General features: G+C 45.0%; 21 protein-coding genes and 1 pseudogene. 16 read left to right on the plus strand and 6 right to left on the minus strand.

Going from position 1 to position 23,301, the window contains the following annotated elements:
* Positions 1 to 33: 33 nt before the first annotated feature.
* The 5 genes from ACFQ3W_RS03315 to ACFQ3W_RS03335 form a co-directional block, all read right to left on the minus strand.
* A complete protein-coding gene (locus ACFQ3W_RS03315; protein ID WP_379316592.1) occupies positions 34 to 1,632 on the minus strand; it encodes a response regulator in 1,599 nt (532 codons plus the stop codon).
* A complete protein-coding gene (locus ACFQ3W_RS03320; protein ID WP_379316594.1) occupies positions 1,607 to 3,523 on the minus strand; it encodes a cache domain-containing sensor histidine kinase in 1,917 nt (638 codons plus the stop codon). The genes ACFQ3W_RS03315 and ACFQ3W_RS03320 overlap by 26 nt, the downstream gene beginning before the upstream one ends.
* Positions 3,524 to 3,591: 68 nt before the next feature.
* Positions 3,592 to 5,271, minus strand: a complete 1,680-nt coding sequence (locus tag ACFQ3W_RS03325; RefSeq protein ID WP_379316596.1) for an ABC transporter substrate-binding protein — start codon at positions 5,269 to 5,271, stop codon at positions 3,592 to 3,594.
* Between the two features lie 115 nt (positions 5,272 to 5,386).
* Positions 5,387 to 6,277 (minus strand): carbohydrate ABC transporter permease, encoded by an 891-nt coding sequence (locus ACFQ3W_RS03330; RefSeq protein WP_379316598.1) that lies wholly within the window; start codon positions 6,275 to 6,277, stop codon positions 5,387 to 5,389.
* Between the two features lie 17 nt (positions 6,278 to 6,294).
* On the minus strand, positions 6,295 to 7,263 hold the full coding sequence (locus ACFQ3W_RS03335) for an ABC transporter permease (protein WP_379316600.1): 969 nt from the start codon (positions 7,261 to 7,263) through the stop codon (positions 6,295 to 6,297).
* Positions 7,264 to 7,592: 329 nt separating this feature from the next.
* Between ACFQ3W_RS03335 and ACFQ3W_RS03340 the strand changes: the two genes are divergently transcribed.
* The 6 genes and pseudogenes from ACFQ3W_RS03340 to ACFQ3W_RS03365 all read left to right on the plus strand — a co-directional run bounded on the left by ACFQ3W_RS03340 (position 7,593) and on the right by ACFQ3W_RS03365 (position 11,567).
* Positions 7,593 to 8,048, plus strand: coding sequence for an IS1096 element passenger TnpR family protein (locus ACFQ3W_RS03340; protein WP_379316602.1), 456 nt, complete (start codon positions 7,593 to 7,595; stop codon positions 8,046 to 8,048).
* A 242-nt stretch (positions 8,049 to 8,290) separates the two neighbouring features.
* Positions 8,291 to 8,734, plus strand: a pseudogene (locus ACFQ3W_RS03345) (aminotransferase class I/II-fold pyridoxal phosphate-dependent enzyme); the annotation flags it as partial.
* Positions 8,735 to 8,976: 242 nt separating this feature from the next.
* On the plus strand, positions 8,977 to 9,177 hold the full coding sequence (locus ACFQ3W_RS03350) for a cold-shock protein (protein ID WP_379316604.1): 201 nt from the start codon (positions 8,977 to 8,979) through the stop codon (positions 9,175 to 9,177).
* 60 nt (positions 9,178 to 9,237) lie between these two features.
* Positions 9,238 to 9,471, plus strand: coding sequence for a cold-shock protein (locus ACFQ3W_RS03355; protein WP_379316606.1), 234 nt, complete (start codon positions 9,238 to 9,240; stop codon positions 9,469 to 9,471).
* A gap of 160 nt (positions 9,472 to 9,631) precedes the next feature.
* A complete protein-coding gene (locus ACFQ3W_RS03360) occupies positions 9,632 to 10,057 on the plus strand; it encodes a MarR family winged helix-turn-helix transcriptional regulator (protein ID WP_379316608.1) in 426 nt (141 codons plus the stop codon).
* A gap of 139 nt (positions 10,058 to 10,196) precedes the next feature.
* A complete protein-coding gene (locus ACFQ3W_RS03365) occupies positions 10,197 to 11,567 on the plus strand; it encodes an MATE family efflux transporter (protein WP_379316610.1) in 1,371 nt (456 codons plus the stop codon).
* A gap of 28 nt (positions 11,568 to 11,595) precedes the next feature.
* Here the strand turns inward: ACFQ3W_RS03365 and ACFQ3W_RS03370 are convergent, their stop codons facing one another.
* On the minus strand, positions 11,596 to 11,991 hold the full coding sequence (locus tag ACFQ3W_RS03370) for a VOC family protein (protein ID WP_379316612.1): 396 nt from the start codon (positions 11,989 to 11,991) through the stop codon (positions 11,596 to 11,598).
* A gap of 193 nt (positions 11,992 to 12,184) precedes the next feature.
* Between ACFQ3W_RS03370 and ACFQ3W_RS03375 the strand changes: the two genes are divergently transcribed.
* The 10 genes from ACFQ3W_RS03375 to ahpF all read left to right on the plus strand — a co-directional run bounded on the left by ACFQ3W_RS03375 (position 12,185) and on the right by ahpF (position 23,290).
* Positions 12,185 to 13,189 (plus strand): LacI family DNA-binding transcriptional regulator, encoded by a 1,005-nt coding sequence (locus ACFQ3W_RS03375; RefSeq protein WP_379316614.1) that lies wholly within the window; start codon positions 12,185 to 12,187, stop codon positions 13,187 to 13,189.
* 32 nt (positions 13,190 to 13,221) lie between these two features.
* Entirely contained in the window at positions 13,222 to 14,958 is a 1,737-nt protein-coding gene (locus ACFQ3W_RS03380) for a glycoside hydrolase family 13 protein (RefSeq protein ID WP_379316616.1), read from the plus strand.
* A gap of 12 nt (positions 14,959 to 14,970) precedes the next feature.
* Positions 14,971 to 16,254 (plus strand): extracellular solute-binding protein, encoded by a 1,284-nt coding sequence (locus ACFQ3W_RS03385; RefSeq protein WP_379316618.1) that lies wholly within the window; start codon positions 14,971 to 14,973, stop codon positions 16,252 to 16,254.
* A gap of 62 nt (positions 16,255 to 16,316) precedes the next feature.
* Positions 16,317 to 17,186 (plus strand): carbohydrate ABC transporter permease, encoded by an 870-nt coding sequence (locus ACFQ3W_RS03390; RefSeq protein ID WP_379316620.1) that lies wholly within the window; start codon positions 16,317 to 16,319, stop codon positions 17,184 to 17,186.
* Positions 17,187 to 17,198: 12 nt separating this feature from the next.
* A complete protein-coding gene (locus ACFQ3W_RS03395) occupies positions 17,199 to 18,026 on the plus strand; it encodes a carbohydrate ABC transporter permease (RefSeq protein ID WP_379316622.1) in 828 nt (275 codons plus the stop codon).
* Between the two features lie 331 nt (positions 18,027 to 18,357).
* Positions 18,358 to 18,546: a hypothetical protein gene (locus ACFQ3W_RS03400; protein WP_379317199.1), complete on the plus strand. Its 189-nt coding sequence runs from the start codon at positions 18,358 to 18,360 to the stop codon at positions 18,544 to 18,546.
* 437 nt (positions 18,547 to 18,983) lie between these two features.
* Positions 18,984 to 19,250 carry a hypothetical protein gene (locus ACFQ3W_RS03405; RefSeq protein ID WP_379316624.1) on the plus strand — a complete coding sequence of 89 codons (267 nt, stop codon included), beginning with the start codon at positions 18,984 to 18,986 and terminating at the stop codon, positions 19,248 to 19,250.
* Positions 19,251 to 19,271: 21 nt separating this feature from the next.
* A complete protein-coding gene (locus ACFQ3W_RS03410) occupies positions 19,272 to 20,930 on the plus strand; it encodes a hypothetical protein (protein WP_379316626.1) in 1,659 nt (552 codons plus the stop codon).
* Between the two features lie 249 nt (positions 20,931 to 21,179).
* Positions 21,180 to 21,743 (plus strand): alkyl hydroperoxide reductase subunit C, encoded by a 564-nt coding sequence (gene ahpC / locus ACFQ3W_RS03415; protein WP_379316628.1) that lies wholly within the window; start codon positions 21,180 to 21,182, stop codon positions 21,741 to 21,743.
* Between the two features lie 11 nt (positions 21,744 to 21,754).
* Positions 21,755 to 23,290: an alkyl hydroperoxide reductase subunit F gene (gene ahpF / locus ACFQ3W_RS03420; RefSeq protein WP_379316630.1), complete on the plus strand. Its 1,536-nt coding sequence runs from the start codon at positions 21,755 to 21,757 to the stop codon at positions 23,288 to 23,290.
* Positions 23,291 to 23,301 lie beyond the last annotated feature (11 nt).

The raw sequence follows: 23,301 nt of genomic DNA on the forward strand, positions 1-23,301 counted from the left end.
AAGGACGGTCTATTCCTTTCTTAATAATTAAGTCTAATTATCGGAGCCTGCAGACCGTCTGCTACCAGCAAACAGCTTATCTCGATACTCCTGCGGAGACACGCCTTCCAGCTCTTTGAACACCCGGGAAAAATGACGGGTATTCTCAAATCCGACCGCGGCGCTAATTTCCGACAATTTGAGCGTTCCTTTTCCGATCAATTCCTTTGCCTTGCGAATTCTCACTTTTTTCAGGTAGGTTACGAAGCTCTCACCAGTATAAGCCTTGAACGCTTCGCTGAAATAGGAATAATTGAGGGATACATGGTTGCTTACCATTGCCATATTAAGCGGACGATGGTAATGGTTCTCGATGTACGCTATCGCTTCTTTCATATCCCCATGCTCACTGTGAGCGGAACGGATTTCTTGAATATACTCATTGAGATCCATCAACAACTGCTCCAGCGATCTGAAATAATCATGAAAATGGCGGAAATTCGACATATCCCCCACTTTGTGAGAAAGCTTAAGCACTTCCACGGAGGCTTCTCCGTAGACCCGGAACACTTCATCCAGCACCTGTTCATTGATATGCTGGCTAACCGCCTTCAGATACGAGATATCGATTTCGGGCAACTGTTCAATCCGAAAAATCTCTTGCAGCAGCGGCCCGATCTCCTTTTCCCGGTTCGTGCCCAGGATATTGCCGAGCTTGCGGATTTTTTCTTTCGGGATGGGGTAAGACAGCCGTTTCATATGCATTTCTTGGTAACAGATCAATCGAGTTTTCGGATAAATAAAGTTATACTTCAGCGATTCGCAGGCCTGGCGGTAGCCTTCTACCAGATCCTCCAGCCGTCTTCCCTCTTCACTAACGCCGATTAACATCCCGTCAAGCTCTCGTTCCGCCGCCAGGAGCGACATTTCCGCAAACTTTCTTTGCGGTCCCCCGACAAGCACCACTCGCCCCTCCCGATCCAGCAAGGAAGCGCTAAGCACGCCGTCCACACTTTCAAACATGTGCTGAGCGAGCGACATGAATTCCTCCTTCTTCATGCGGCTGCCGTCCTCATATTTATAATTCAGTACAGCGACAGAAAAAGGTAGTACATATTGGTTGAAATCAATTTCAGCGCTCCATCTCCTGATTTCTTCCTCCGTGAAATCCTGCTGCAACAGGAACTCCTGCAGACGCGCCGATTGGACCTGCCGCCGGTAACTCTCCGTCACGGCCAATTGCTCGGCCATCTGGGATTGCTTCGCCAGATTGTCCAGGCATTTGCGCAGCGCAGCAAACAGTTCATCTCTACGGATCGGTTTAAGCAGATAGTCGACGGCCTGGTAACGAATTGCAGCCTGTGCATATTGAAAATCCTCATATCCGCTTAAGATGATGATCAGCGGCTGCCCGCTCTGCAAGGGAGGGGGCGGTTCCGTCGAGACATTTTCAATCAGGGCAATACCGTCCATCACGGGCATACGGATATCCGTAATGATAATGTCAGCGCCTTGGGCCCTATACAGATTGAGCGCCTCGGCTCCTTGAGCGGCCGTGAACAATTCGTACTGGTCCGGGAATTCTCGTTCAATCATGGTTTTCAGACCAAAACGAATATTTTTCTCATCATCCACGATCAATAGCTTTATCATCCAAGCCAACCCTCCCTGTTAACAGCACCTTGGGCAATCTCACGACCACTCGGGTATACTGTCCTTGCTGGCTGAATATTTTCAAGCCGTATTCCTTTCCATAGTAAAGCCGAATGCGCTCCTGAACATTGCGAAGTCCTATGCCGTGTTGGCTCGACTCCGGTGCAAAACCACGGGGAACCTGATCTGACAGGCCCACCTTTTCCAGTTCCAGGTTCAGTGCAAGCAGAGCTGCTTCGTCAATCCCTTTTCCATTATCCGACACCACCATTTGCACAACATTCTGCTGCAATTCCTGAACCTGAATTGAAATGCTCCGCAGCCCCGTTTCTTCTCCGGTCCAGGCATGCTTTACCGCATTCTCGACAATCGGTTGAAGCGACATCTTTAGCACTTCCATTTCGAGAGCATCGGTTGGAATATCAAGTTGCAACTCAATAGGCTCATCAAAACGAATATTCATGATCTCTACATAATTTTCGATATGCCGAATTTCATCGTGCAGCTTCACATATTCCCCGGACCATTTGAAGTTGTATCTCATCATTCCCCCGAGGGAAGTCAGCGCATCGGAAATTTGTCTTTGATTTTCGATTTCGGCCAGCATTTTGATATTTTCCAATGTATTATACAGAAAATGCGCATCGATTTGGTTGTGAAGCGTGCGCAATTCCGCTTCTTTCTTGAGAGCTTCCTTGTGTACAGCCTGTGCCACCAGCGTATTGATGGTATTCATCAGCTTGGAGAAGTGATGGGCCAGCTCTCCGACCTCGCCTCCGCCGCGGATCGCAATTCTGCTGTAAGCCTCTCCGCGTCGCACCTTCTTCATCTCTTCCGTCAGTAAGCGAAGATTTTTCAGTATAAACGCATTTGATATGTAAGCAATAACCGCAACAAGCGTAACAAATCCGATATTAGCTCCAATCAGCATATTGCGAGTACGTGAAATTTCCTTAAGAACGCTGTCCATAGAGACGATACTTAGCAGATCCGCATTGATCCGCTCAATCGGCTTATGCAGCAGAAGAAATGATTTTCCGTTCTCCATGTAATGAATATCCCAGTCTCCCGTTTCTTTATAGCGCTGAAGGCGCTCCTTGATCACCTTTTCCAATTCCGGGTTCGCCCTAAAAAAAGAGTTCTCCTCCCGGGTAAAGATCTGTGCTTCACTGTCTGCAAGCAGCATTTGCGATTCGCCGTCCTGAGCAATCGTGTAGGTTCTCGGGCTGAATTTATCCAGCAGCATGTCTACTTGAACCATACCGACATGATGATTGGCCGGGATACTCATTTCGCGAAGCAGGGACACCTTGGGCGTAGGCGCCGGGATTTGGCCCCTGAATCGTTTGATCACATCCGGGTCATTGTACAGGAAAGACCAGGACTCCATGCCCTTCATCTGCTCCGCCTTTTGGTACCACGGCTCATCTTTAACACGGTTTTCCCGGAAGAAGATCGGCCAGATTTCAGTAACATTGCTGCTGGAGAACAGGCGAAGATGCGCCACATTCGGGTTGTAATATTGAATCCGGGTCAAATTTTTAAAGCTGTTGTTGTTGAAGTCCACCAGTTTCTCGGTGTCAGGCTCGCTGGTATTGGCCAGATAATCTCTCACATCAATATCATCATAGGCGACTTGTACCGCCCGAACCATCGATTCAATCTGGGTTTCGATATGCTGCTGTTCCATTTCCAGCAAAGAGGCATTCTTGTCTTCAGCATCGCGCACATACATGTTATTAATAGCTTCATATGAATAAAAGGACACGATCGAACTCGGTCCCAAAATGATAAAAATGTAGGAAGCGATCAGGCGGCTCTGAAGCGAGCGGCGCCCAAACCAATACTTGAAAGAATCCCACCATGCTGCCCAGCACTGGTCTTTCTGCATAAGCCGATAGACTCCTTTTTATGAAAAGCCCAAAAGCCCGCAGTTAGCGGGCAATTTAGGCAAGGCTATTACTTCAAGCCAAGTTTCTTTTTGTTCTCTTCGTATTTCGTTTGTTGGAACGCTTGCACTTTTGCAAGGCCCAGGTCTTCTTGTTTCTTGATATAATCGGTCCAGATCTTATCGAATTCAGCGTCCGATGGAGCCATCAGCAGCTTAGGCAGTGTCTTGCTGCGCAAATCCTTGATTTTGCTAAGGATGATGCCTTCCTCTGAGTTGGCCAGCGGATCGAGCAGGTCAAATTCAGAGACACTCACCGCTTTTCCGCGAGTCCAGTCCTCCAATTGCTTGTAAGGCTCAACCGATTTAGGTGCCCACTTTTGAGTGATGTTGGTATCCTGCATCATCCAGAAGGTGAAGGAAGAGCCATATTTTTTATCAAATGCGGTACGGTCTTTATTCATGAGATCAAAGGCTTCCGGAAGGAACTGATCTTTACCGTCAATTGTATCATAGCTGACGCCTTTCTCTCCAAGATAAAGGTCTTTTTGTCCTTCTTCACTCATCAGGTAGCTCAGGAATTTAATCGCGCGTGCTTTGTCTTTAACATCCTTGGAGATCAGGGTCACTGTCCAGCCGGAAATGGAAGGACCGTTCAGCTTAGGCGGATCCAGTTTGGAGTTCGCCGGACCGTCAACCGCGATGTAAATTTTTTTCGGATCTTGTTGGTATAAGGTTCCGAGTTGAGCTGCAAAGTCTGTGCGCTGGTACAGCATCGCGAAGTAACGTCCTTGTGCGATTTTCTCTTCCATTTGCGCGCGTTTGTCGATAAAGATATCCTTCGCCAGCAAGCCATCTTGATTCGCTTGGCGCAGCGTCTTCAACCAGGTTACATATTCCGGATCCGTTTCGCGGTTGTATAGCTTGCCGTCTTTTTGTCTTGGGATAGCCAGAAAGTTTTGCAGATAGCCTTCCAGGGAATCATTGCCGGTTGCTGTAAACTCATGCAGACCGAGCGGAATCATCGGCTGGCCGTCGATTTCAGGGAATTTTTCCTTGGCAGCCTTCAGAGCGGCCAGGAAGCCTTCTGGTGTACGCATGTCAGGTTTGCCGATGGCCTCATAGATATCCTTGCGTACGACGAACGTTTGGTTGGATACATAAGTATCTCCGTATTTTTCATAGTCCTTCGGAGACGAAGAAGAGTTCGGATACCCGTACACATTGCCGTCAGGCTGCGTATACCAGCCCAGTTTGTCAGGGTCGGATATTTTGAAGAAGTACGGGTCATATTCTTCAGCCAGCTTGTTCAGAGGCAGTACGAGGCCACCTTCGATCATTTTCTTCACGCCATCTTCATACCAGCCGAGTGTAATGAAATCGGGCAGTTTGCCGGAAGCGATCAGCGTATTGAGCTTCTCGTTCTCGTTGCCGGCAGGAACGATGAAGTTGACATTGACGCCAGTCTTCTTGGTTACGTATTGGGAGGTCGGGTCAACGCCCCATTTATTTGGGAACCAAGCAAAGTTCAGATACCAGTCAAACGTGATTGGGGACGTGTCGGACTTCCATCCCGGTTCGTCTGCCGATGGAGCCTTTGCCGTCTTGTTTGTCTTTTCTGCATTTGTGTTGGCAGCGGTATTACTAGCTTTTTCCTTATTGCCATTGCCGCCGCAAGCAGCCAGAGACAGAACCATGATGACGGCCATCAGAAGCATCATCATTTTTTTAGTCTTACTTTTTACTCCCATGCTTTTTACCCCTTTTCTCAATTTGTATGAATTTAATATGTGCAACTCCAAAGCCGCTGTAAAGCGGCCCGGAGGAGTTACTGCAAGCAAGTGATGCCAGCTTAGCGCTACCCGTTTAACCCTTGATGGAGCCGATCATCATCCCTTTGACAAAATAACGCTGCAGGAACGGGTAAGCGAATACGATCGGCAGTGTCGTAACTACCATCGTCGCCAGCTTGATCGATTGCGAGGTTACCGTTTTGGTGACTGCGCTGCCCTGCACGGCTGTGGTCATAATATTGGAACTGGACTGAGCCACCACCCGGTAAAGGAAGGTCTGAATCGGCTGCAGGTTCTCGTTATTGACGTAAATAATCCCCGTGAAGTAATCATTCCATTGATATACCCCGTGGAACAAAGCGATCGTCGCAAGGACAGGCATCGATACCGGAAGCACCACTCTCAGAAAAACCGTCCAGTCGTTAGCTCCGTCAATTCGGGCCGCCTCCTCCAGTCCATCGGGAATATCCCGGAAGAAGGTCATAAAGATGATGAGGTCGAAAAAGCTGAACAGGACCGGAATAATATAGACAATAAATTTATCGAGCATTTGCAAATCACGGATTAGCAGGAAGGTTGGAATGAGCCCCCCGGAGAAGATCATCGTGATCGTTCCCAGGATAATGTAGAACTTTCCTGCGATCAGCTCTCTACGGGAGAAAGCGTAGGCAACCATCGCCGTGAAAAAGACATGCCCCACCACGCCGATGACCGTTTTGGCGACGGTAAGCCCCATCGCGGTCATGATGCCAGGATTGTCGAATACCGCTTTAAAGTTCTCTAGGCTGAATATCCGCGGCCACCAGTAAATGCCGCCGAGCATCGCGTCCTTGCCGTCGTTGAAGGCGTTGATGAGCACATACCAGATCGGGTACAGTGTTAAGAAGCAGACTAGAAGCATGACCAAATTGTTAACCGTATCGAAGACGACTTCGCCTTTCGTTCTGCGGCTTATTGAAAACATGTGTGGGTCCCCCTTGCCTAAAACAACGAAGTGTCGTTGAGTTTTTTGGATACCTGGTTCGCAATCAGCAGTAATATGAGCGCAATCACGGACTTGAACAATCCGATCGCCGCTGAGTACGAGTAACGGCCGGAGGAAATCCCCGTATAGTAGACGTAGTAATCGATAACGTTACTAGCGCTGTCATTCAGTGAGTTGCGCAGCACCAGGATCTGGTCAAAGTTGGAGTTCAACACGCCGCTGACCGCCAGAATAAACAGAATGCTGATCGTGGCTTTGATTGCCGGAAGGGTGATATACCACATCTGCTGGAATCGTCCAGCCCCGTCAATGGTTGCCGCCTCATACATTTCGGGCGAAATGCTCGTAATGGCCGCCAGGTAGATGATGGCGGACCAGCCGAGTTCCTTCCAAATATCCGAAGTGATGACAATGGTCCAGAAATATTTTGGATCGGCCAGAAAGGAAATCGGTTTATCGATGATATGCAGCGCCATAAATATATCGTTAATGATACCCACATCCGACAGCCAGGTAGCGAGAATTCCGCCGAGCACAACCCAGGATAGGAAGTGAGGCAGGTACGAAATGGTCTGGATCGCCTTCTTGTACCGCAGGGATCGCACCTCGTTCAAAAAGAGGGCGAAGATAATGGGTAGCGGAAAGGTCAGCAACTTCAGCAAGCTGATGCCGAGCGTATTCTTCATGACATAGCCGAAATTTTCATCCGCCAGAAATTCCTTAAAGTGTTCCAGTCCAGCCCAAGGGGCTTGGGCAATCGTCCTGATAATGTCATAGTCTTTGAACGCGATAATGACGCCGTACATCGGAATATAGTTGAAAATAATCATCCACGCGACACCAAGCAGTGCCATAATTTGAATATGTCTCTGCGAGTAAAGTTTCTTTAGCCATCTCCGCCTTGCAGAGGGCGGTGTTTCTGTCTGCAGTCCGACTGTGGGCTGTGTTGACGGTTGCATATCCATCTCCTATGACCTCCATGCTGTTCTAATCTAAATTTGTAAGCACTTTCATTACCTGATCTTATTTTACTTATGTTCTATTCATGGGGGAACGTTCCAGATTTCGTATCGGTGTCTTCATTTTTCGGATATGCCGCAAAAATGATCGGTTGATTTCTTTTTTCAATATTTTTGTTGGCCAAGCCCCGATTCGTTTGATACGCTAGGGGTGAAAACACCCTTCTTTGTTGGTGTTGGTGTTGTGTCCCTCCACTGGACGGAATGCTGTAGTGTAAAGTGGCAGCGGTAAGAAGCAACAATAATAACAATGGATCGGCATGGGGGCTGGACTTATGGCAAAAAAATTTAAGATTACTTTAACGGACTGGGATGGAGCTGTTCGGGGCATGCCGTCCCGCATAATTGCAGTTAATGATAACGCGAGTTTGTATGATCTGGCGGCATTTGCGCTTTCTGTGTTTGACTTTGACCTGGATCATTCGTTCGGATTTTATGACAACCTGAAAAACTGGAGCCGGTCGGAGGAAGGATATGAGCTTTTTGCCGATATGGGAGAAAAGTTGAAGTTCCCCGGTGTGAAAAAAGCTGAAGTTAGGAAGGTGTTCCATTCACCCAAACAAAAAATGCTGCTCTTATTCGACTACGGTGATGAGTGGAGATTTATCGTCCAATACCTGGAGGATGAGGACCTGGAAGTAGCGATACTGCCGGTTCTACTTGATTCAAAAGGAGAGGCCCCTGATCAATATGGTGGCTTGTTCGATGAGGATGATGAATACGAATATTAAAAGAGGGCTGGCTTACTACTAGTTGTATTTTGTACAGCTAAATACCGTCACTATGGAAGCCTTGAGCATTTAGTTGCACAAAGTACAGTTAAAAGGGGCGAAATAGCCCTGCCAAGCCCAATTCACCCATTTTAGATGTAGGTTTTACAATTAAAATATTTATATCCGCAATTAGCTCGAAAATAGATGCACTAAATACACTTAATAGTTTTTTAATGGCGATGTTTAATGGCAATGTATGATTTTTACTTGAGGATACAAAGCCGAGTCACTTAATTGAAATGGGAGCCACGCTGCCGGACAATGCCTCTTACGAGCCCCTGCTGCTTCAATTGGAAAGTATGCTGCAGGAGACAGATTATGAAAAATGGTTCGGCTATGGTCGAGCCGGCGAAAGCCTTTGGCATAAGGATGCCGCTGTAAAGCTGATCCGAAGAGGCAGGTTTGAAACGACCGTTGATCACATTTTGTTTGCAAACGGGGGACAAAATGCGATCGCCGCCATACTGGCCAGTCTTTGCAAACCTGGAGATCGCATTGGTGTTGACGATCATACGTACCCCGGCCTAAAAACGGTAGCCGCGATGCTTAGTGTGCAAAATATGCCCATAAAATCAGAGAATAATGAGATGAGTCCGGCGGCTTTAGAATATGCGTGTAAAAATGACAATATTAAAGGCGTATACTAATTATGCTGTAGAGTTATACATTTCAAATGGCGGGGTATCAGCAAAACGTTGGTATGCAGGCAAAAATAAAGGGAGACTTGCACATCCGCTTCAGATGTGTTATAGTTAGTTGATTGGAATTCGACCTGAGATCACATATTGTAGAGGGTTATGATTTTAATTGCATAACCTTGTGCAATATGTGATTTTTTTTGGGAACTTTAAAGTCATGTAAATAAAATTTGTGGAGGTAATTGATTATGGAAACAGGAACAGTGAAATGGTTTAATGCAGAAAAAGGGTTTGGCTTCATCGAGGTTGAAGGCGGGAATGACGTATTTGTGCACTTTAGTGCAATTGTTAGCGACGGTTTTAAATCGTTGGACGAAGGTCAACGCGTCGAATTTAACATAGTACAAGGCAATCGCGGTCCACAGGCCGAGAATGTTGTTAAATTGTAAGACTGCTGTCGCACAGCCCCAAACTTAGAGTTGGGGCTTTTTTTCGATATATATTCCAGGGTGAGAAAAGAGGGATGCTGCTTGTACTATTCGCGCAAAAGACCAATAACCGATCTCCCAGAGGAAATGACAACGATTTGGTCATGCACCAATGAAAAGTGCAATGGATGGATGAGGGATAACTTCGTTTTTTCGGCCCAACCGGTGTGTGCCCAATGCAATTCCTTTATGGTGAAAGTCGAGAAAATGCTGCCGATTTTAACGAATACAAGTCCTAATCAGGAGAAGAACTAATTAGAGCGAGGATTCCAAGTAAAAGACACCTTTGAGGTGTCTTTTTTTACTATCAAAGAATCTTGACAATATCCCAAAACAGAGTTAAATTTAGATCACAAATAATTAGAACTCTAACTGTTTAATTAATATCAATCCCGAAAGGAGGCATTCTGAATAGATGATCAGAAAAGACACGCCGTATTCGGACATGTTTCAGACGATTGGGCTCAAAATCAAGCGCAAAGCGGACGAGAAAATCAATGAGCTTGGTCTGAATGCACAGCAAGGTCGGGTTATCGGCTACATTCATGAGCATCAGGATCAGGGACTGATTCAAAAGGACTTAGCGGAAATTTTTGATCGCCGCAATGCCACGATTACGAGTATGCTGAAGGGTCTGGAGAAAAACGGGTATATCGAGAGGAAGATCCCAGCCGATAACGAGCGTCAGAAGAACATTTATGTCCTTCCCAAAGGCGAGCAGTTGATTCAAGATTTTGACCGGATGTTTGGGCAGGTTGAGGAGGAAATTGTCCTGAGCCTGACGGAGGAAGAAAAACAAACGTTAATGAAGCTATTGGTGAAGATCAATCAACATTTATAAGCGAGTAGCGAGTTTGGAAAACAAGGCAATGGCTTAAGCTATTGCTGAGCAAATAGTTAGATATCTAACATTAACACACCTAACCATGCTCATAAAGTTAGAATTATAACTATTATACATCTAATTAAGGAGGGTTCCTATGGAAACCACACAAACTAACACGTATTATCTTGAAAAAGCCCCGATACGCAAGGCGATTGCGCACCTTTCGATTCCGATGATGCTCGGGATGTCGGCCGGAACAATCTACAACCTGATTAATGCTTTCTTTATCGGACTTGTCCACGATACGTCCATGTTTAGTGCGATTACGCTGGGCTTACCGATTTTTACGGTGCTCATGGCTTTCGGAAATATGTTCGGTGTCGGCGGCGGGACATTTATTACGAGGCTAATTGCCGTAGGTGAAGAGGAAAGGGCCAGAAGAGTCGCCGGGTATTCTTTTTACGGGAGTATTGTGGTCAGTCTGGTGATAGCAGTTGTTACCATCCTTAGTATTACGCCCCTTATCCATCTGCTGGGAGCAGACCTGGCTACCTTTGATTATACGAAGCAGTATTCCATGACTTTGTTGGCTGGCGGCGTGGCGATCATAATGAATTTTACGCTTGAGCAGCTGGTTCGATCGGAGGGAGCTTCCAAAGAGTCAATGTACGGTATGATCATCAGCATTGTGTTGAGCATCATTTTCGATGTGCTGTTTATCTTGATTTTGAATTGGCATGTGTTTGGGGCGGCTTTGTCCATGGTTTTAGCCAATGTTGGCTCATCGCTTTATTACATCTGGTATCTGGAAAAGAAAAGCGAACATCTGACGGGATTTTTGAGATTTATGAAAATCAATTTTGATGAACAGCTTGAGGTTTTCAAAATTGGCGTATCCGAGCTGCTGCAAACCTCGTTTTTGATCGTCTCGACCCTGCTGCTGAACAATTTCTCGATGGAATACGGGGACGATGTGGTGGCCAGTTTTGGGGTAGCGCTGCGCATCGTTCAGTTCCCTGAGTTTTTGTCTATGGGAATCTTTATGGGGGTTATTCCCCTGATTGCCTACAATTTCTCCAGCAAAAATATGCTCCGACTCAAAAATGTATATCGGCAAGCAGCACTCTATATTGGCGGTATTTCCGTAGTTTTCACTACTTTGGTTTACCTGTTCAGAGGAACGGTAATCCGGCTGTTCTCAAATGATCCGTCCGTACTCAGTGTTGGCACAACGATTTTGGTCGCTATGCTGGTTTCCGCTCTTTTTAATGGGTTTACAGGTCTATTTACGGGAATCTTCAAAGCCTCCGGCGAGGGAATTCCAACCAACATTATGGCTATTTGCCAAGGGATTCTTTTTATCCCCGTCATTGTTGCTTTACATGTAATCTTTGGCTTAAAGGGCGTAATCTGGTCCATGACCATTACAGAAGTGATTACAAGCGCCATCGGGTTAGTCCTCTTTGGATTTCACTATCAAAGGGTGAACAAATTGCACCACACATTACCGACGCAAACAGCCTGAGAACCATCACGCCGTAGCGATTGTATCTCTATTTTGCATGCTTATCTGGCTGATGAATACCGAAAACATTTCCTTCTGTGTCAATGTAATACCCTTGCCACGCCATTCCGGGCAGTGCATGCTTCGGTAATGCGAGCTTGCCTCCAAGATTAAGAATTTTTGTTTCCGTAGAATCGTAGTCCGCCACTCCCATAGTACATGCATAACCATTCATAGCCTGGCCGGGCTGTGGGGAAGCACCTTGACGCTGCATCAAAGCCCCGTTGATTCCGAGTTCATTTGCATCGCCTGTCACAGCTCCCCAATAAGGCATTCCGGCGTAATCGCTCCAATCCTCAAATGTCCACCCAAATACCTCGCCATAAAACTTCTTAGCACGTTCCATGTCATCTACATGAATTTCGAAATGAACTAGTCGGCCCATGATTTCCTCCTAATGTTTTGGCTTCCTGCATTTTTCTATTATTATACTTCCCTTTTTTTGCGTATTTTAAAATTTGTTTGATTCGGTTACGGCACAATGATTTTGAATGACCCAATAATCCTTGTTGCAAAAAAAGGAAGCGTTTTATATAATGATAATGCAACCGGTTGCATTATAAGGAGAGAAATCAAAGATGTCCAAAATTACGATTCAACAGATCGCCGATCTGGCGGGTGTGAACAAAGCGACGGTATCCCGGGTCATTAATGGGAATAGCAAAATTTCCGAGAAGACGAGGGAGAAAGTCGAAGCTATCATGAAGCAGCAGAACTACGTTCCCAATTCCATCGCACGCGGGCTTGCTTTCAATAAGACCTTTACGGTTGGTTTTTACTCTGACTACACCGATAAGCGTGCCTATGCCAATCCTTTTTTCTACAAGGTGCTGCAGGGGATCGAAGAGATTGTATACAACAATGACCACATGTTTCTGATGATGAGTGACCATGTCAACAAGAAAAGCAAGTCTACTTTTGAAAAAGTGGTGAGCCAGCATCGGGTTGACGGGCTGATTATTCCGAATACGCTGCTTACGGAACGAAATTATGACTTGCTGGTCAAACATAAGATGCCCTATGTAGTGACTGGGGAGAATATGCTGCCGAAAGGAGGAGTGCCATGGGTAGACATTGATAATGTTCAGGCGGGGCAAATTTTAACGGAGCATCTGATTGAACTGGGGTGCCGGAACATTATGATTTATGCCGGTGGCGAAGCGGTTAAAAGGGATAAGTTCCTGGCTGATCGTCTGAAGGGATATACGGAAACGATGACGCGGAATCAACTGGATATTTCGGTCATACAGCATGGAGATGTGTTGAAAACGTTTAACTTTTCTGAAGGGTCGGTGAAATCCGAAATCTCGGGCATAGCGCATCCAGACGCGCTGATCTGTTGCACACATGAACAACTCTTTGAAATATTGGATTGGGAGCGAGGAAATCCGATGTTGTCAGAACTGGCGCTGGCTACGTTTGATAACTTCCCCCTGTCCAAGTATATGACGCATCCGGTTCATTTTGTGGATATTGATTTGGAGATGATGGGGAAACAAGCGGCGAAAATGCTGTTCTCGTTAATGAATAAAGAACCAAGCGTGCCCAAGTCTATCTCCATTCAAACGAGAATCGGAAATTAAACATACCATACTGAATGAAGAGGGAAAACTAGATGATGACTAATTTGTATCATGATCCTGTGGTAGATGCCACATTAGTGTCACTGAATGAGCTTGAAGTACGACTAAGGTTACCGGCTGAGGCAGACTCGGTTCGTCTATTGTATTGGAACAAATACAAAACCGAGCAATACGGGGTTCACGATCAACCAATGACCCTCTGGGCAGAGTCGGACAACTACAAGTTTTACCGTACGATATTGACAGGGATGGAGTCACGTATCCGTTACCTTCAATATACATTTGAATTTGAGATGAAGGGGGAGTCGTACTGGCTAAATGCTGAGGGGCTTCATAAGTCAAACGGGTCCAACAAAGGGAGCTACTCTTACTCTTATGCGGGGGATCGCGATATTGTAGGCTCTCCGGATTGGATCACTAACCGAGTATGGTATCAGATTTTCCCGGAACGCTTCTGGAATGGAGATCAGAATAATGACCCAGCTAACACAGAGCCGTGGGGAAGTGTACCAACCCGTGACAATTATGTTGGAGGTGATCTTCAAGGGATTATTCAGCGGTTGGATTATTTAAGCGAGCTTGGCATCAATGCGCTGTACTTGAATCCGATTTTTGCAGCTACTTCTAATCACAAATACGATACTACCAGCTATTTCGAGATTGATCCTTCGTTTGGGACGATCACGGATTTGAAGGAACTGGTCACCAAATGTCACGAACGGGATATCAAGGTAGTTTTAGATTTAGTGTTCAATCATTGCGGATTCTATCATCCATACTTTCAGGACGTAGTTCAGAAAGGCGAAGCATCGGAGTACAGCGACTGGTTCTATGTGAACCGTTACCCTGTGGAGCGGAGTGAAAACGATTACGATTCGGTAGGGTATTATCAGTGGATGCCCAAGCTGCGGACATCGAACCCAGCAGTACAGCAGTACATTTACCATATCGTCTCCTTTTGGCAGAAAGAAACGGGTATTGATGGCTGGAGAATCGATGTCGCAGATGAGGTGGAAATCAGCTTTTTGCGGGAGCTGAAGTCCTTTGTTAAGAGATTAAATCCCAACGCTATCATTATTGCAGAAATATGGGACGATGCCAAGCGGCTCATGATGTGGGGCGGAGTCGACAGCGCCATGAACTACGATCTAAGAACTATTCTGTTCGACTATGTGCTGGATCGCAGCATCACGCTGGAACAATTCCATGCAAGACTAGTTAGATTGGCTAACCGATATTCTCACGCGGAGCTTCATCAAATGTTCAATTTGCTCGGAAGTCATGATACGGAACGTATATTGACTCGCTGCAAAGAGGACACAAGCAAGCTGCTGCAGCTTATGGCGATTCAGTATGTGTTCCCGGGCAATCCAACTGTTTATTATGGGGACGAGCTGGGTATGATCGGCGAGAACGACCCGGGCTGTCGTGGCAGCATGCCATGGGATCGTCTTGAGGAGCCTCATGCAGCGGCATTGTTCAGTGAATACCGTACATGGATTACACGTAAAGTAACTGATCCTGTGCTGCAATCGGGCAAGCTCGAATTGAAGTACATGCAAGGATCGGAATGTTATATGATTCGGCGTCATAACGAAAGTGAGTCCGTGGTGCTGCTGCTGAACTTCTCGGAAGCTCAGCAAGATTTGGCATACGTAATGGCGCAGTTCGAAATAAGTGGAAACTATTCTTTATACGGCGAGCACGCGGGGCAATTGCCTGAAGTGATCGAACCGGGGCAATATATTTTATTCCAAACTGTACAATAAGGAGTTCTTCCCATGACAAATAAATGGAGCAAATTAGCGCTTGTTCTTCTTGCTATGCTGGTCGTACTATCCGCTTGCAGTTCTGGCAACAAAGGAAACAATTCATCAAGCTCGAAAGGAGAAACATCCAATAAAACGGTAACTCTGACATTTTGGCATCATTACAGCACAGCTTCCCCAGAAGAAAAAACATTGACCGATGTATTGATCCCTAAATTTGAGTCCGAAAATCCAGGTATTAAAGTGAAGGCCGTAGCCATTCCGTGGGATGAGCTTCACAAAAAATTGCAAATCGGAGGAAGTGGCGGCGATCTGCCGGACGTAGCTCGTCTGGACATTATTTGGGTTCCCGAATTTCAGAAGCGTAAGCTTTTAATTTCACTTGATGAAAAGTTCTCCGACTTTGGTGATGTTGCGAAAGGCTTGCTGGAGGGGCCTCTGTCTACAGGCAAAGTAGGCGATCATTACTACGGCGTTCCGCTCAACACCAATACCAAGGTTCTGTTCTGGAACAAGGACATGCTGGCGCAAAGCGGAGTTGATAAAGCTCCTGAAACAACAGAGGAGTTCTTCCAGGATCTTGGCAAAATCAAAGCAAAATATGACAAGGTGTGGGGCTTTGGTGAGCCAGCGCTCCAGGGCTGGAATGTACTGCCTTGGATTTGGAGCAATGGCGGCGACATTTTGTCTCCGGATAACACTACAGCAGACGGCTATTTGAATAGCCCTGCGACCATCGATATTATCACCAAGCTAAGGGATGCATATAAAGCGGGTCAAATCTCGGGCTTTAAACCGGGCGACGTTGCCGTAACAGAAGGTCATGCAAGCGGCAGCTATGCCATGATGGCGGAAGGCCCTTGGGCTGTAGCTCAGTTCAAATCACAGTTTGCAGATTACAAAGTGCAAATGGCACAATTTCCTAAAGGTTCGGCTGGCTCCATTCAGGTGCTGGGCGGCGAGGATTTAGGCATTTTCAGCAAGGACAAGCAGGAGGAAGCATGGAAATTTGTGAAGTTTATGGTGTCGGAAGCCGCTCAGGTTGAAATGGGTAAAGTGGGTCAAATTCCGGTTAACCTGGCAGCTATGAACAACGCTGAGATCAAGGCCATCGACTATTATGGACCTTTCCTGGAGCAGCTTAAAACTGCCAAAGCACGTCCTGCCGTAGATGTATGGCCGCAAATTGATGGGGTGCTTAGCGACACGATGAGCAGTATTTTCATGACGGATAAAGACATTAAGTCTGAGCTGGATGCTGCAGTAAGTAAAATTGACGAATTGCTCAAACAATAATTACATCGGGAGGAGCGTCATCCAGAAGATGGGGGGCGCTCTCTCCATGAAGGAGTCATATTATGCGCAAGAAGAACGGAGTGGCAGGATACCTTTTTTTCTTACCCGGTTTTTTGTTTTTTGCCGTATTTATCCTATACCCGTTAATCCGAAATTTCATTTATAGCTTCTATGATTTTCGGTTAAGCGATCTTAATCATCTTGAATTTATCGGGTTCGGCAACTATGTTAATGTGTTTTCGGACCCTGTATTCTGGATTTCCCTTAAAAATATAGTCATTTACGGACTTATTTCGGTTCCAGGACAGATGATTATTGGTTTTTTTGTGGCCTACGCTTTACACCGCAATGGGTTCGGTACGAAGACCTTCCGAGTACTGTACTTTTTACCTGTTATCACCTCATGGGTCGTCGCGTCGCTGATTTTTAAATTTGTGTTCACGGATCAGGGTTATCTCAATTATTTCATTATGGATAAACTTCATCTTACGGATACTACAATCAATTGGCTCAGCGATCCTAACAAAGCGCTAATAGTAGTTGGATTTCTCGGGATTTGGAAAGGCGTTGGCTGGGTCATGGTTATTTACATGGCTGCCTTGCAGGGTGTGCCGGTGGATCAATATGAAGCTGCTTCCCTGGATGGCTGCAATACGTGGAACAAGATTCGCTACATTACACTGCCGGCGATTCGAAGCACAACATTTTTTATTCAGATGATGCTGATTATCGGTGCATTTAACGTGTTCACCTCCATTTACTTGATTACCGATGGCGGGCCTCTTCATCAGACCGAGGTTATGCTGACGAGAATGTATCAGAAAGCGTTTACCGAATACGATCTCGGATATGCCTCGGCGCTGTCCTATGTTTTTGCGATTATTATCGCTATTCTGACATTCATTCAGTTCCGTCTGAACAAAGCGGATTAGGAGGGGGAGACTATGGGCACATTTTGGAAAAAAATATTGATGAACACCCTGCTCATTTTAGGTGCTGTCATCTCTATATATCCGATCATATACATGCTACTGACGGCACTTAAACCGATGACTCTGCTATTTGAGTTTCCACCTAAGCTTTTGCCTTCAGAAATGACATTTAACAATTTTAGGGATGCATGGGTCAGTCAAAATTTTGCACAGTACTTGTTTAATAGCATTATGGTTACATTGGTTAGCTTTGCGTTTATTTTTTTCTTTTCGTCTATGCTGGCGTTTGCTTATTCGAGATTTGAATTTCGAGGTGCAAAATTAAGCTTCGCCATTCTGATGGGCGGGCTAGTCATTCCGAGTTTGACATTGTTGATTCCGCAGTTTATTCTGATTCGTCAGCTTGGTTTGTTCGATTCAAGATGGGGACTGATCGTCGTTTACGCAGCCGGAGCAATTCCATTTACAACCTTTTTACTCAAAGGCTTTTTTGATTCCATATCCCGTGATATTGATGAGTCCGTGGAAATGGAAGGGGGAAATGCGTGGACATTATTTGTGTCGATCATTATTCCTCTATCCAAGCCTGCTTTTGTGCCAGCTACGATATTCAACGCACTGACTGTCTGGGAGGAATTCCCTTGGGCTTTGACGATTATCAATGATCCTGCAAAAAGAACACTCCCTATTGCTTTGGCCAATTTCCAAGGGCAATATACGACGCAATGGGGGATTGTTTTTGCAGGCTCGCTAATCGCCATTCTCCCGATCATTCTGTTGTTTTTACTGCTTCAACGCTATTTTATTGCAGGGATTACGGCAGGAGCTATCAAAGGATAGAGCTCCTGCCCGTGGTATGCGGACATATACGGAAGATGCTTTGCCGCATATTTAATAACTTCCGGGACTTGGTGGTCCGCAAGCATGCGGATCCTAACAGAAAAGCGACCATAAGGTCGCTTTTTGCTCGTACATGCTCAAAGGGAACCCCGCGTTTTTTACGTTAGTTAGCGCGAGAAAAAAAGCTCTACAGCATTACGGATCAGGGAAGGCAAACGTTGTCGGATTGGCCGTCCCAGCCAATGGAGCATATGGTGATGCTTAAGAAGAATGAGCTGTTATTGAGAGTTTTTTTGGCAGCAATTCCTCGCCTGAAATCATAATCAAGCATATACAAGAGCATAAAAGCAAGTTGCTGGAGAGTTTGCACGTTTTTGAAGAACTTGGGGCGTGGATTCAGAACTCGGAGAACAAGGATCATAACTATAAGTATTGGTTGATCACGATTAACTATGGAAAAAGCCAGTTCAAAGCTTTAATAGACTGGTGTGAGGAAAGTATAGAAGCGTTAAGATCTTGAATTGTCATCTCGATAGTAGCTTAGTGCAGATCATACTATCAGAGGAGAATTCATAATGAATGGTGTGGTCAAGCTGGTAAACAATGAACGGAGTGGGGCTCGATATACCCAAAAAATACGGCGGATGGGGAACAGCTTAGGTATAAGCCTGTAAAAGTCTTGCTGCAAGGTTAAAGGTTTCACAAGGAGATGAAATCGAATTCGTCGAAAATGGGATCGGTGACATCCAATTTGCTTATCTGTTAAAACCTGCTCATTGAGCGGGTTTTTCTATTTTCATGAGAATGAAATACGTAATATTACAGGCCCATTTTTGGAAATAGTGACCTGTTCAAGGACTTATAGATAGGGTTAAATAGTGTTAGTTTAAGTAACAAAATTTTCTATTATTAAATGTTATATTATCCTCATGAAAAAATTAGGATGGTGACAGAGTAATGCGTAATCAAAAGGCTCAGTGGATTCATAGGTTGGGAGTTTTTATTATTGTTGCGGGTCTAATTGTTGGCTTTTTCTTAGGAAGGATAGATCTTGGTTATACCGATAAACAAGCGTGGCCAATAACTCTCACTTTTTGGGTTTCGGGATTAGTATCAGGAACGTTTTTTATTGCATTAGCTGAGATTATAGAGCAACTATATAAGATGAATTTAAAATTAAGCCAAGAACCCGATGAAAGTGATTTGAAATTGTTAAATGATTAATTTGGGGGCTCAGAATTCAAAATGTTAGTAAATCTTGATTGTCCTGTAGAAATGATCGATTATGAACTTTACGAGAGTAAAACCAATGATCAGATCTATTGTGCGTTAACATTTAATAACTTGTCCGAAAAGTTGGTTAAGGGTTTAAAGGTACTTATCCATTGTTATGATCAATTTGGGGATCCTGTCGGTAAAGAGAACAATAGTCTGGAGTGCAAAATTGAATTTAAAGAGGGTTTGGCATCTAATTGCATACGCCCTGCAGATAAAAAGATTATACTAAGAAACTTTAGAGATACCAGGAAAATTGAAGTTGATATATTGAAAGTATTATTCGATGATAAATTTTTATGGTCAGTAGACATTTCAAAATCAGATAAGTATGAATTAACGAAAATAAAGAAGCCGAATCTGTTAGAGTTTGTTCAAAGCCGTGAAGGCTTAGATGCGCGAAACTTTTCTATGGAAATAGGTGAAAGGTGGATATGCGTCTGCGGGAGATTAAATCATAAGGAACAGTCCGAGTGTAAAAGATGCCGCAGAATCAAAGATTATGTGCTTGCTGAGTATAGTAGTGAGGAAATAATAGAACATAATTTTAAAGTTTATTCAAAACAAATGGAAGAGGAAAACAAGAAAGAGCAAGAGAAAGAAAGTCAACAACTAGCACTCAAGAAAAAGAAGATAAAAAAAGCCATAATGTTATTTTCTTGTGTGGCAGTTGTTCTCTTGGTTATTGGGTTTGTCTGGGGATTAGTAAGCAAATTTACTTTTTCATTGGGAGAACATGTTCCAATTGAGAGAAAAAATAATACTGCACAGTTACCTGAATCAGAACCCGATGGAGTAATTGACACTTCATTTGAATCTTACGGGGTATCTAGTGGAAATGGTAGATTTACAATTGAATACCGCAAAGATGGTCAAATTAAAAGTAAAGTAATCATGAATGTCAATCAACCACAGCTGATAGATATAGATAATAATGGCACTAAGGAAATAGTAATTACATATCCGATTTATTTATCAAACCTCAGCTATTTACTAAATACAAGCTGGGATGATGTATATGATTTCGACATGACCAAAGAAGATTTGGTCCTTGCTAGCTGGAAATACACGGATTACTACAAAAATATTTACATACCATCATTAAGAAAAAAAAGTGCACGAATAAGTAACTATTCCGAAAAACAGGTAATTACCGCGATAATACAAGCGGCCACGGACTTGACTAAAGGAAAGTTTATTCCAGATGCTAATCAGAAACAAATTACTCAGATGGTTGAGGCCAAAAGTATGGAAAATCCATTGCATATCACAAAACAAGGAGATGCTTTTTATATTCATGGGATAACATTAGGCATGAGTATAAACGAAGCGATTAAAATACTAGGTAAACCTGATGAGTCTTTTGAAGTTGATTCAAAAGTTGCCAAGTGGTATTTGGACAACCATTTAATACTGACCGCCGAATATAGTACTGATACTTTTCATTATATCGATTTGGGCGAATTTAATGAGAAAATATTAGATCAAAGTCTTGGTGCTTTTGGAGTGCCAGTGATGGAAGATGAAAATGAATACTCATACATTACTTCTACTCAGAAATTAAGATTTCATGATATGCCAGGCCCCCATAGTTTCAGGGTACAGCTTGTGGATCCTGAAGTTCCTTAATTGACCGTCCGAACGTAAGAAAGGGGGCAAAATTCAGAAGGACTTTAATTAGAATAATACTTAGAAAATAGTTGTCACAAACTGTTTGATACTAACCCAAGTTTTTCTAGAGTATAATTTGAATTATGAAGACTTCGTGAAGTGGTTTGACATTGAAAATGATTCCCATATAATAATTATTATAAATAACAATTTGTATATCACCTTATACAAATTGCGAATCCAAAATCTCAGGAGGTACGATTAACCATGGCATTGATTGGAACTGAAGTACTACCTTTTAAAGCATCCGCATTTCATAACGGCAAATTTATCGAGGTTTCTGAAGCAGACTTTAAAGGAAAATGGAGCGTTGTTTGCTTCTACCCGGCGGACTTCACCTTCGTTTGCCCTACCGAGCTTGAAGATTTGCAAAATCAATATGCTACATTGAAAGAACTCGGTGTTGAAGTATACTCCGTTTCTACGGACTCTCATTTCGTACACAAAGCTTGGCACGATAGCTCCGAAGCTATTGGCAAGGTTACTTATATTATGATTGGCGACCCTTCCCACACGATCTCCCGCAACTTTGACGTGCTGATCGAAGCAGAAGGCGTAGCTAACCGCGCTACTTTCGTCATCGATCCGGACGGCGTAATCCAAACGGTGGAAATTACGGCAGACGGCATCGGTCGTGACGCAAGCGTTTTGGTTGACAAGATCAAAGCAGCTCAATACGTTCGCAATCATCCAGGTGAAGTTTGCCCGGCAAAATGGAAAGAAGGCTCCGAAACTTTGAAACCAAGCCTTGACCTTGTAGGCAAAATCTAAGGAGATAAAATATGAAACTGGATGCAGACATAAAACAACAACTGGAGCAATACCTTCAGCTTCTGGAAGGCGATGTTCTGCTGAAAGTAAGTAGCGGTACCGATTCGGTATCAGCCGACATGTTGGATTTAGTCGAAGAGCTAGCCAGCATGTCGAACAAAATTACAGTGGAGCAAACCGAGCTGCCTAGAACTCCAAGCTTTAGCGTAAATCGTAAAGGTGAAGACACGGATACTGGCGTCACCTTTGCTGGAGTTCCACTCGGCCATGAGTTTACTTCGCTCGTATTGGCTTTGCTTCAAGTCAGCGGAAGACCTCCCAAAGTTGAGCAGAGCGTGATAGATCGGATCAAGAGCATTCAAGGTGAATACCACTTTGAAACGTATGTCAGCCTGTCCTGCCACAACTGTCCTGACGTGGTGCAGGCCCTCAATTTGATGAGCATCCTGAACCCTGGCATTACTCATACGATGATTGACGGTGCAGCTTATAAGGAAGAGGTAGAAAGCAAAGAAATTATGGCTGTACCGACGGTTTATCTGAATGGAGAATTTTTTGAAAGCGGCCGGATGACCATCGATGATATTCTTGGCAAAATGGGCACTTCGGATGCTTCCGAGTTCGCGAGAAAGGAGCCTTACGACGTATTGGTCGTCGGAGGCGGACCTGGCGGAGCGAGCGCAGCGATTTACGCAGCACGTAAAGGGATTCGCACAGGGATTGTGGCTGAACGCTTCGGCGGTCAAGTAAACGATACCCTGGGGATCGAGAACTTTATCAGCGTGAAATACACGGAAGGGCCTAAGCTCGCGGCAAGCCTTGAGGAGCATGCCAAGGAATATGGTATTGATATCATGAAGTCCCAGCGTGCAAAACGCCTGGAGAAGAAGGAACTCGTTGAAGTTGAATTGGAAAACGGCACCGTGCTGAAAAGCAAAACCGTGATCATCTCGACAGGTGCCCGTTGGCGCAATCTGGGCGTGCCTGGCGAGGCGGAATTCAAGAACAAAGGCGTGGCTTACTGCCCGCATTGTGACGGTCCTTTATTTGCAGGAAAACACGTTGCGGTCGTTGGCGGCGGCAATTCCGGGATTGAGGCAGCGATTGACCTCGCGGGTGTTGCGTCACATGTCACGGTCCTGGAATTCATGCCTGAGCTGAAGGCCGATTCTGTATTGCAGGATCGCCTCAACAGCTTGCCGAATGTCACAGTCATCAAAAACGCGCAAGTGAAGGAAATTACCGGAACGAGCAAGGTCGACGGCATCAGCTACATCGAACGTGAGAGCGGCGAAGTGAAGCATATTGAGCTGCAGGGCGTATTCGTCCAAATCGGTCTCGTGCCAAACACCGACTGGTTAGGCGACACCGTCGAACGCACACGCACCGGCGAAATTGTCGTAGACAGCCGCGGCGCCACAAGCGTCCCTGGCGTATTCGCCGCAGGCGACTGCACCAATACCCCTTACAAGCAGATCATCATTTCGATGGGATCAGGTGCCACGGCGGCACTAGGGGCATTTGATTATATGATTCGGAATCAATAACAAGAATATTA

Origin of the sequence: Paenibacillus puldeungensis (assembly GCF_042678945.1) — a bacterium.
Lineage (GTDB): Bacteria > Bacillota > Bacilli > Paenibacillales > Paenibacillaceae > Fontibacillus > Fontibacillus puldeungensis.

Excerpts from the sequence above, each read along its gene's own strand:
- ACFQ3W_RS03330 (WP_379316598.1), bottom strand. The coding sequence starts at position 6,277 with ATGTTTTCAATAAGCCGCAGAACGAAAGGCGAAGTCGTCTTCGATACG.
- ACFQ3W_RS03390 (WP_379316620.1), top strand. The coding sequence starts at position 16,317 with ATGCGCAAGAAGAACGGAGTGGCAGGATACCTTTTTTTCTTACCCGGT.
- ACFQ3W_RS03370 (WP_379316612.1), bottom strand. The coding sequence starts at position 11,991 with ATGGGCCGACTAGTTCATTTCGAAATTCATGTAGATGACATGGAACGT.
- ACFQ3W_RS03410 (WP_379316626.1), top strand. The coding sequence starts at position 19,272 with ATGTTAGTAAATCTTGATTGTCCTGTAGAAATGATCGATTATGAACTT.
- ahpC (WP_379316628.1), top strand. The coding sequence starts at position 21,180 with ATGGCATTGATTGGAACTGAAGTACTACCTTTTAAAGCATCCGCATTT.
- ACFQ3W_RS03315 (WP_379316592.1), bottom strand. The coding sequence starts at position 1,632 with ATGATAAAGCTATTGATCGTGGATGATGAGAAAAATATTCGTTTTGGT.
- ACFQ3W_RS03340 (WP_379316602.1), top strand. The coding sequence starts at position 7,593 with ATGGCAAAAAAATTTAAGATTACTTTAACGGACTGGGATGGAGCTGTT.
- ACFQ3W_RS03365 (WP_379316610.1), top strand. The coding sequence starts at position 10,197 with ATGGAAACCACACAAACTAACACGTATTATCTTGAAAAAGCCCCGATA.
- ACFQ3W_RS03360 (WP_379316608.1), top strand. The coding sequence starts at position 9,632 with ATGATCAGAAAAGACACGCCGTATTCGGACATGTTTCAGACGATTGGG.
- ACFQ3W_RS03325 (WP_379316596.1), bottom strand. The coding sequence starts at position 5,271 with ATGGGAGTAAAAAGTAAGACTAAAAAAATGATGATGCTTCTGATGGCC.
- ACFQ3W_RS03395 (WP_379316622.1), top strand. The coding sequence starts at position 17,199 with ATGGGCACATTTTGGAAAAAAATATTGATGAACACCCTGCTCATTTTA.
- ACFQ3W_RS03375 (WP_379316614.1), top strand. The coding sequence starts at position 12,185 with ATGTCCAAAATTACGATTCAACAGATCGCCGATCTGGCGGGTGTGAAC.
- ACFQ3W_RS03335 (WP_379316600.1), bottom strand. The coding sequence starts at position 7,263 with ATGGATATGCAACCGTCAACACAGCCCACAGTCGGACTGCAGACAGAA.
- ACFQ3W_RS03350 (WP_379316604.1), top strand. The coding sequence starts at position 8,977 with ATGGAAACAGGAACAGTGAAATGGTTTAATGCAGAAAAAGGGTTTGGC.
- ahpF (WP_379316630.1), top strand. The coding sequence starts at position 21,755 with ATGAAACTGGATGCAGACATAAAACAACAACTGGAGCAATACCTTCAG.
- ACFQ3W_RS03405 (WP_379316624.1), top strand. The coding sequence starts at position 18,984 with ATGCGTAATCAAAAGGCTCAGTGGATTCATAGGTTGGGAGTTTTTATT.
- ACFQ3W_RS03380 (WP_379316616.1), top strand. The coding sequence starts at position 13,222 with ATGATGACTAATTTGTATCATGATCCTGTGGTAGATGCCACATTAGTG.
- ACFQ3W_RS03320 (WP_379316594.1), bottom strand. The coding sequence starts at position 3,523 with ATGCAGAAAGACCAGTGCTGGGCAGCATGGTGGGATTCTTTCAAGTAT.
- ACFQ3W_RS03385 (WP_379316618.1), top strand. The coding sequence starts at position 14,971 with ATGACAAATAAATGGAGCAAATTAGCGCTTGTTCTTCTTGCTATGCTG.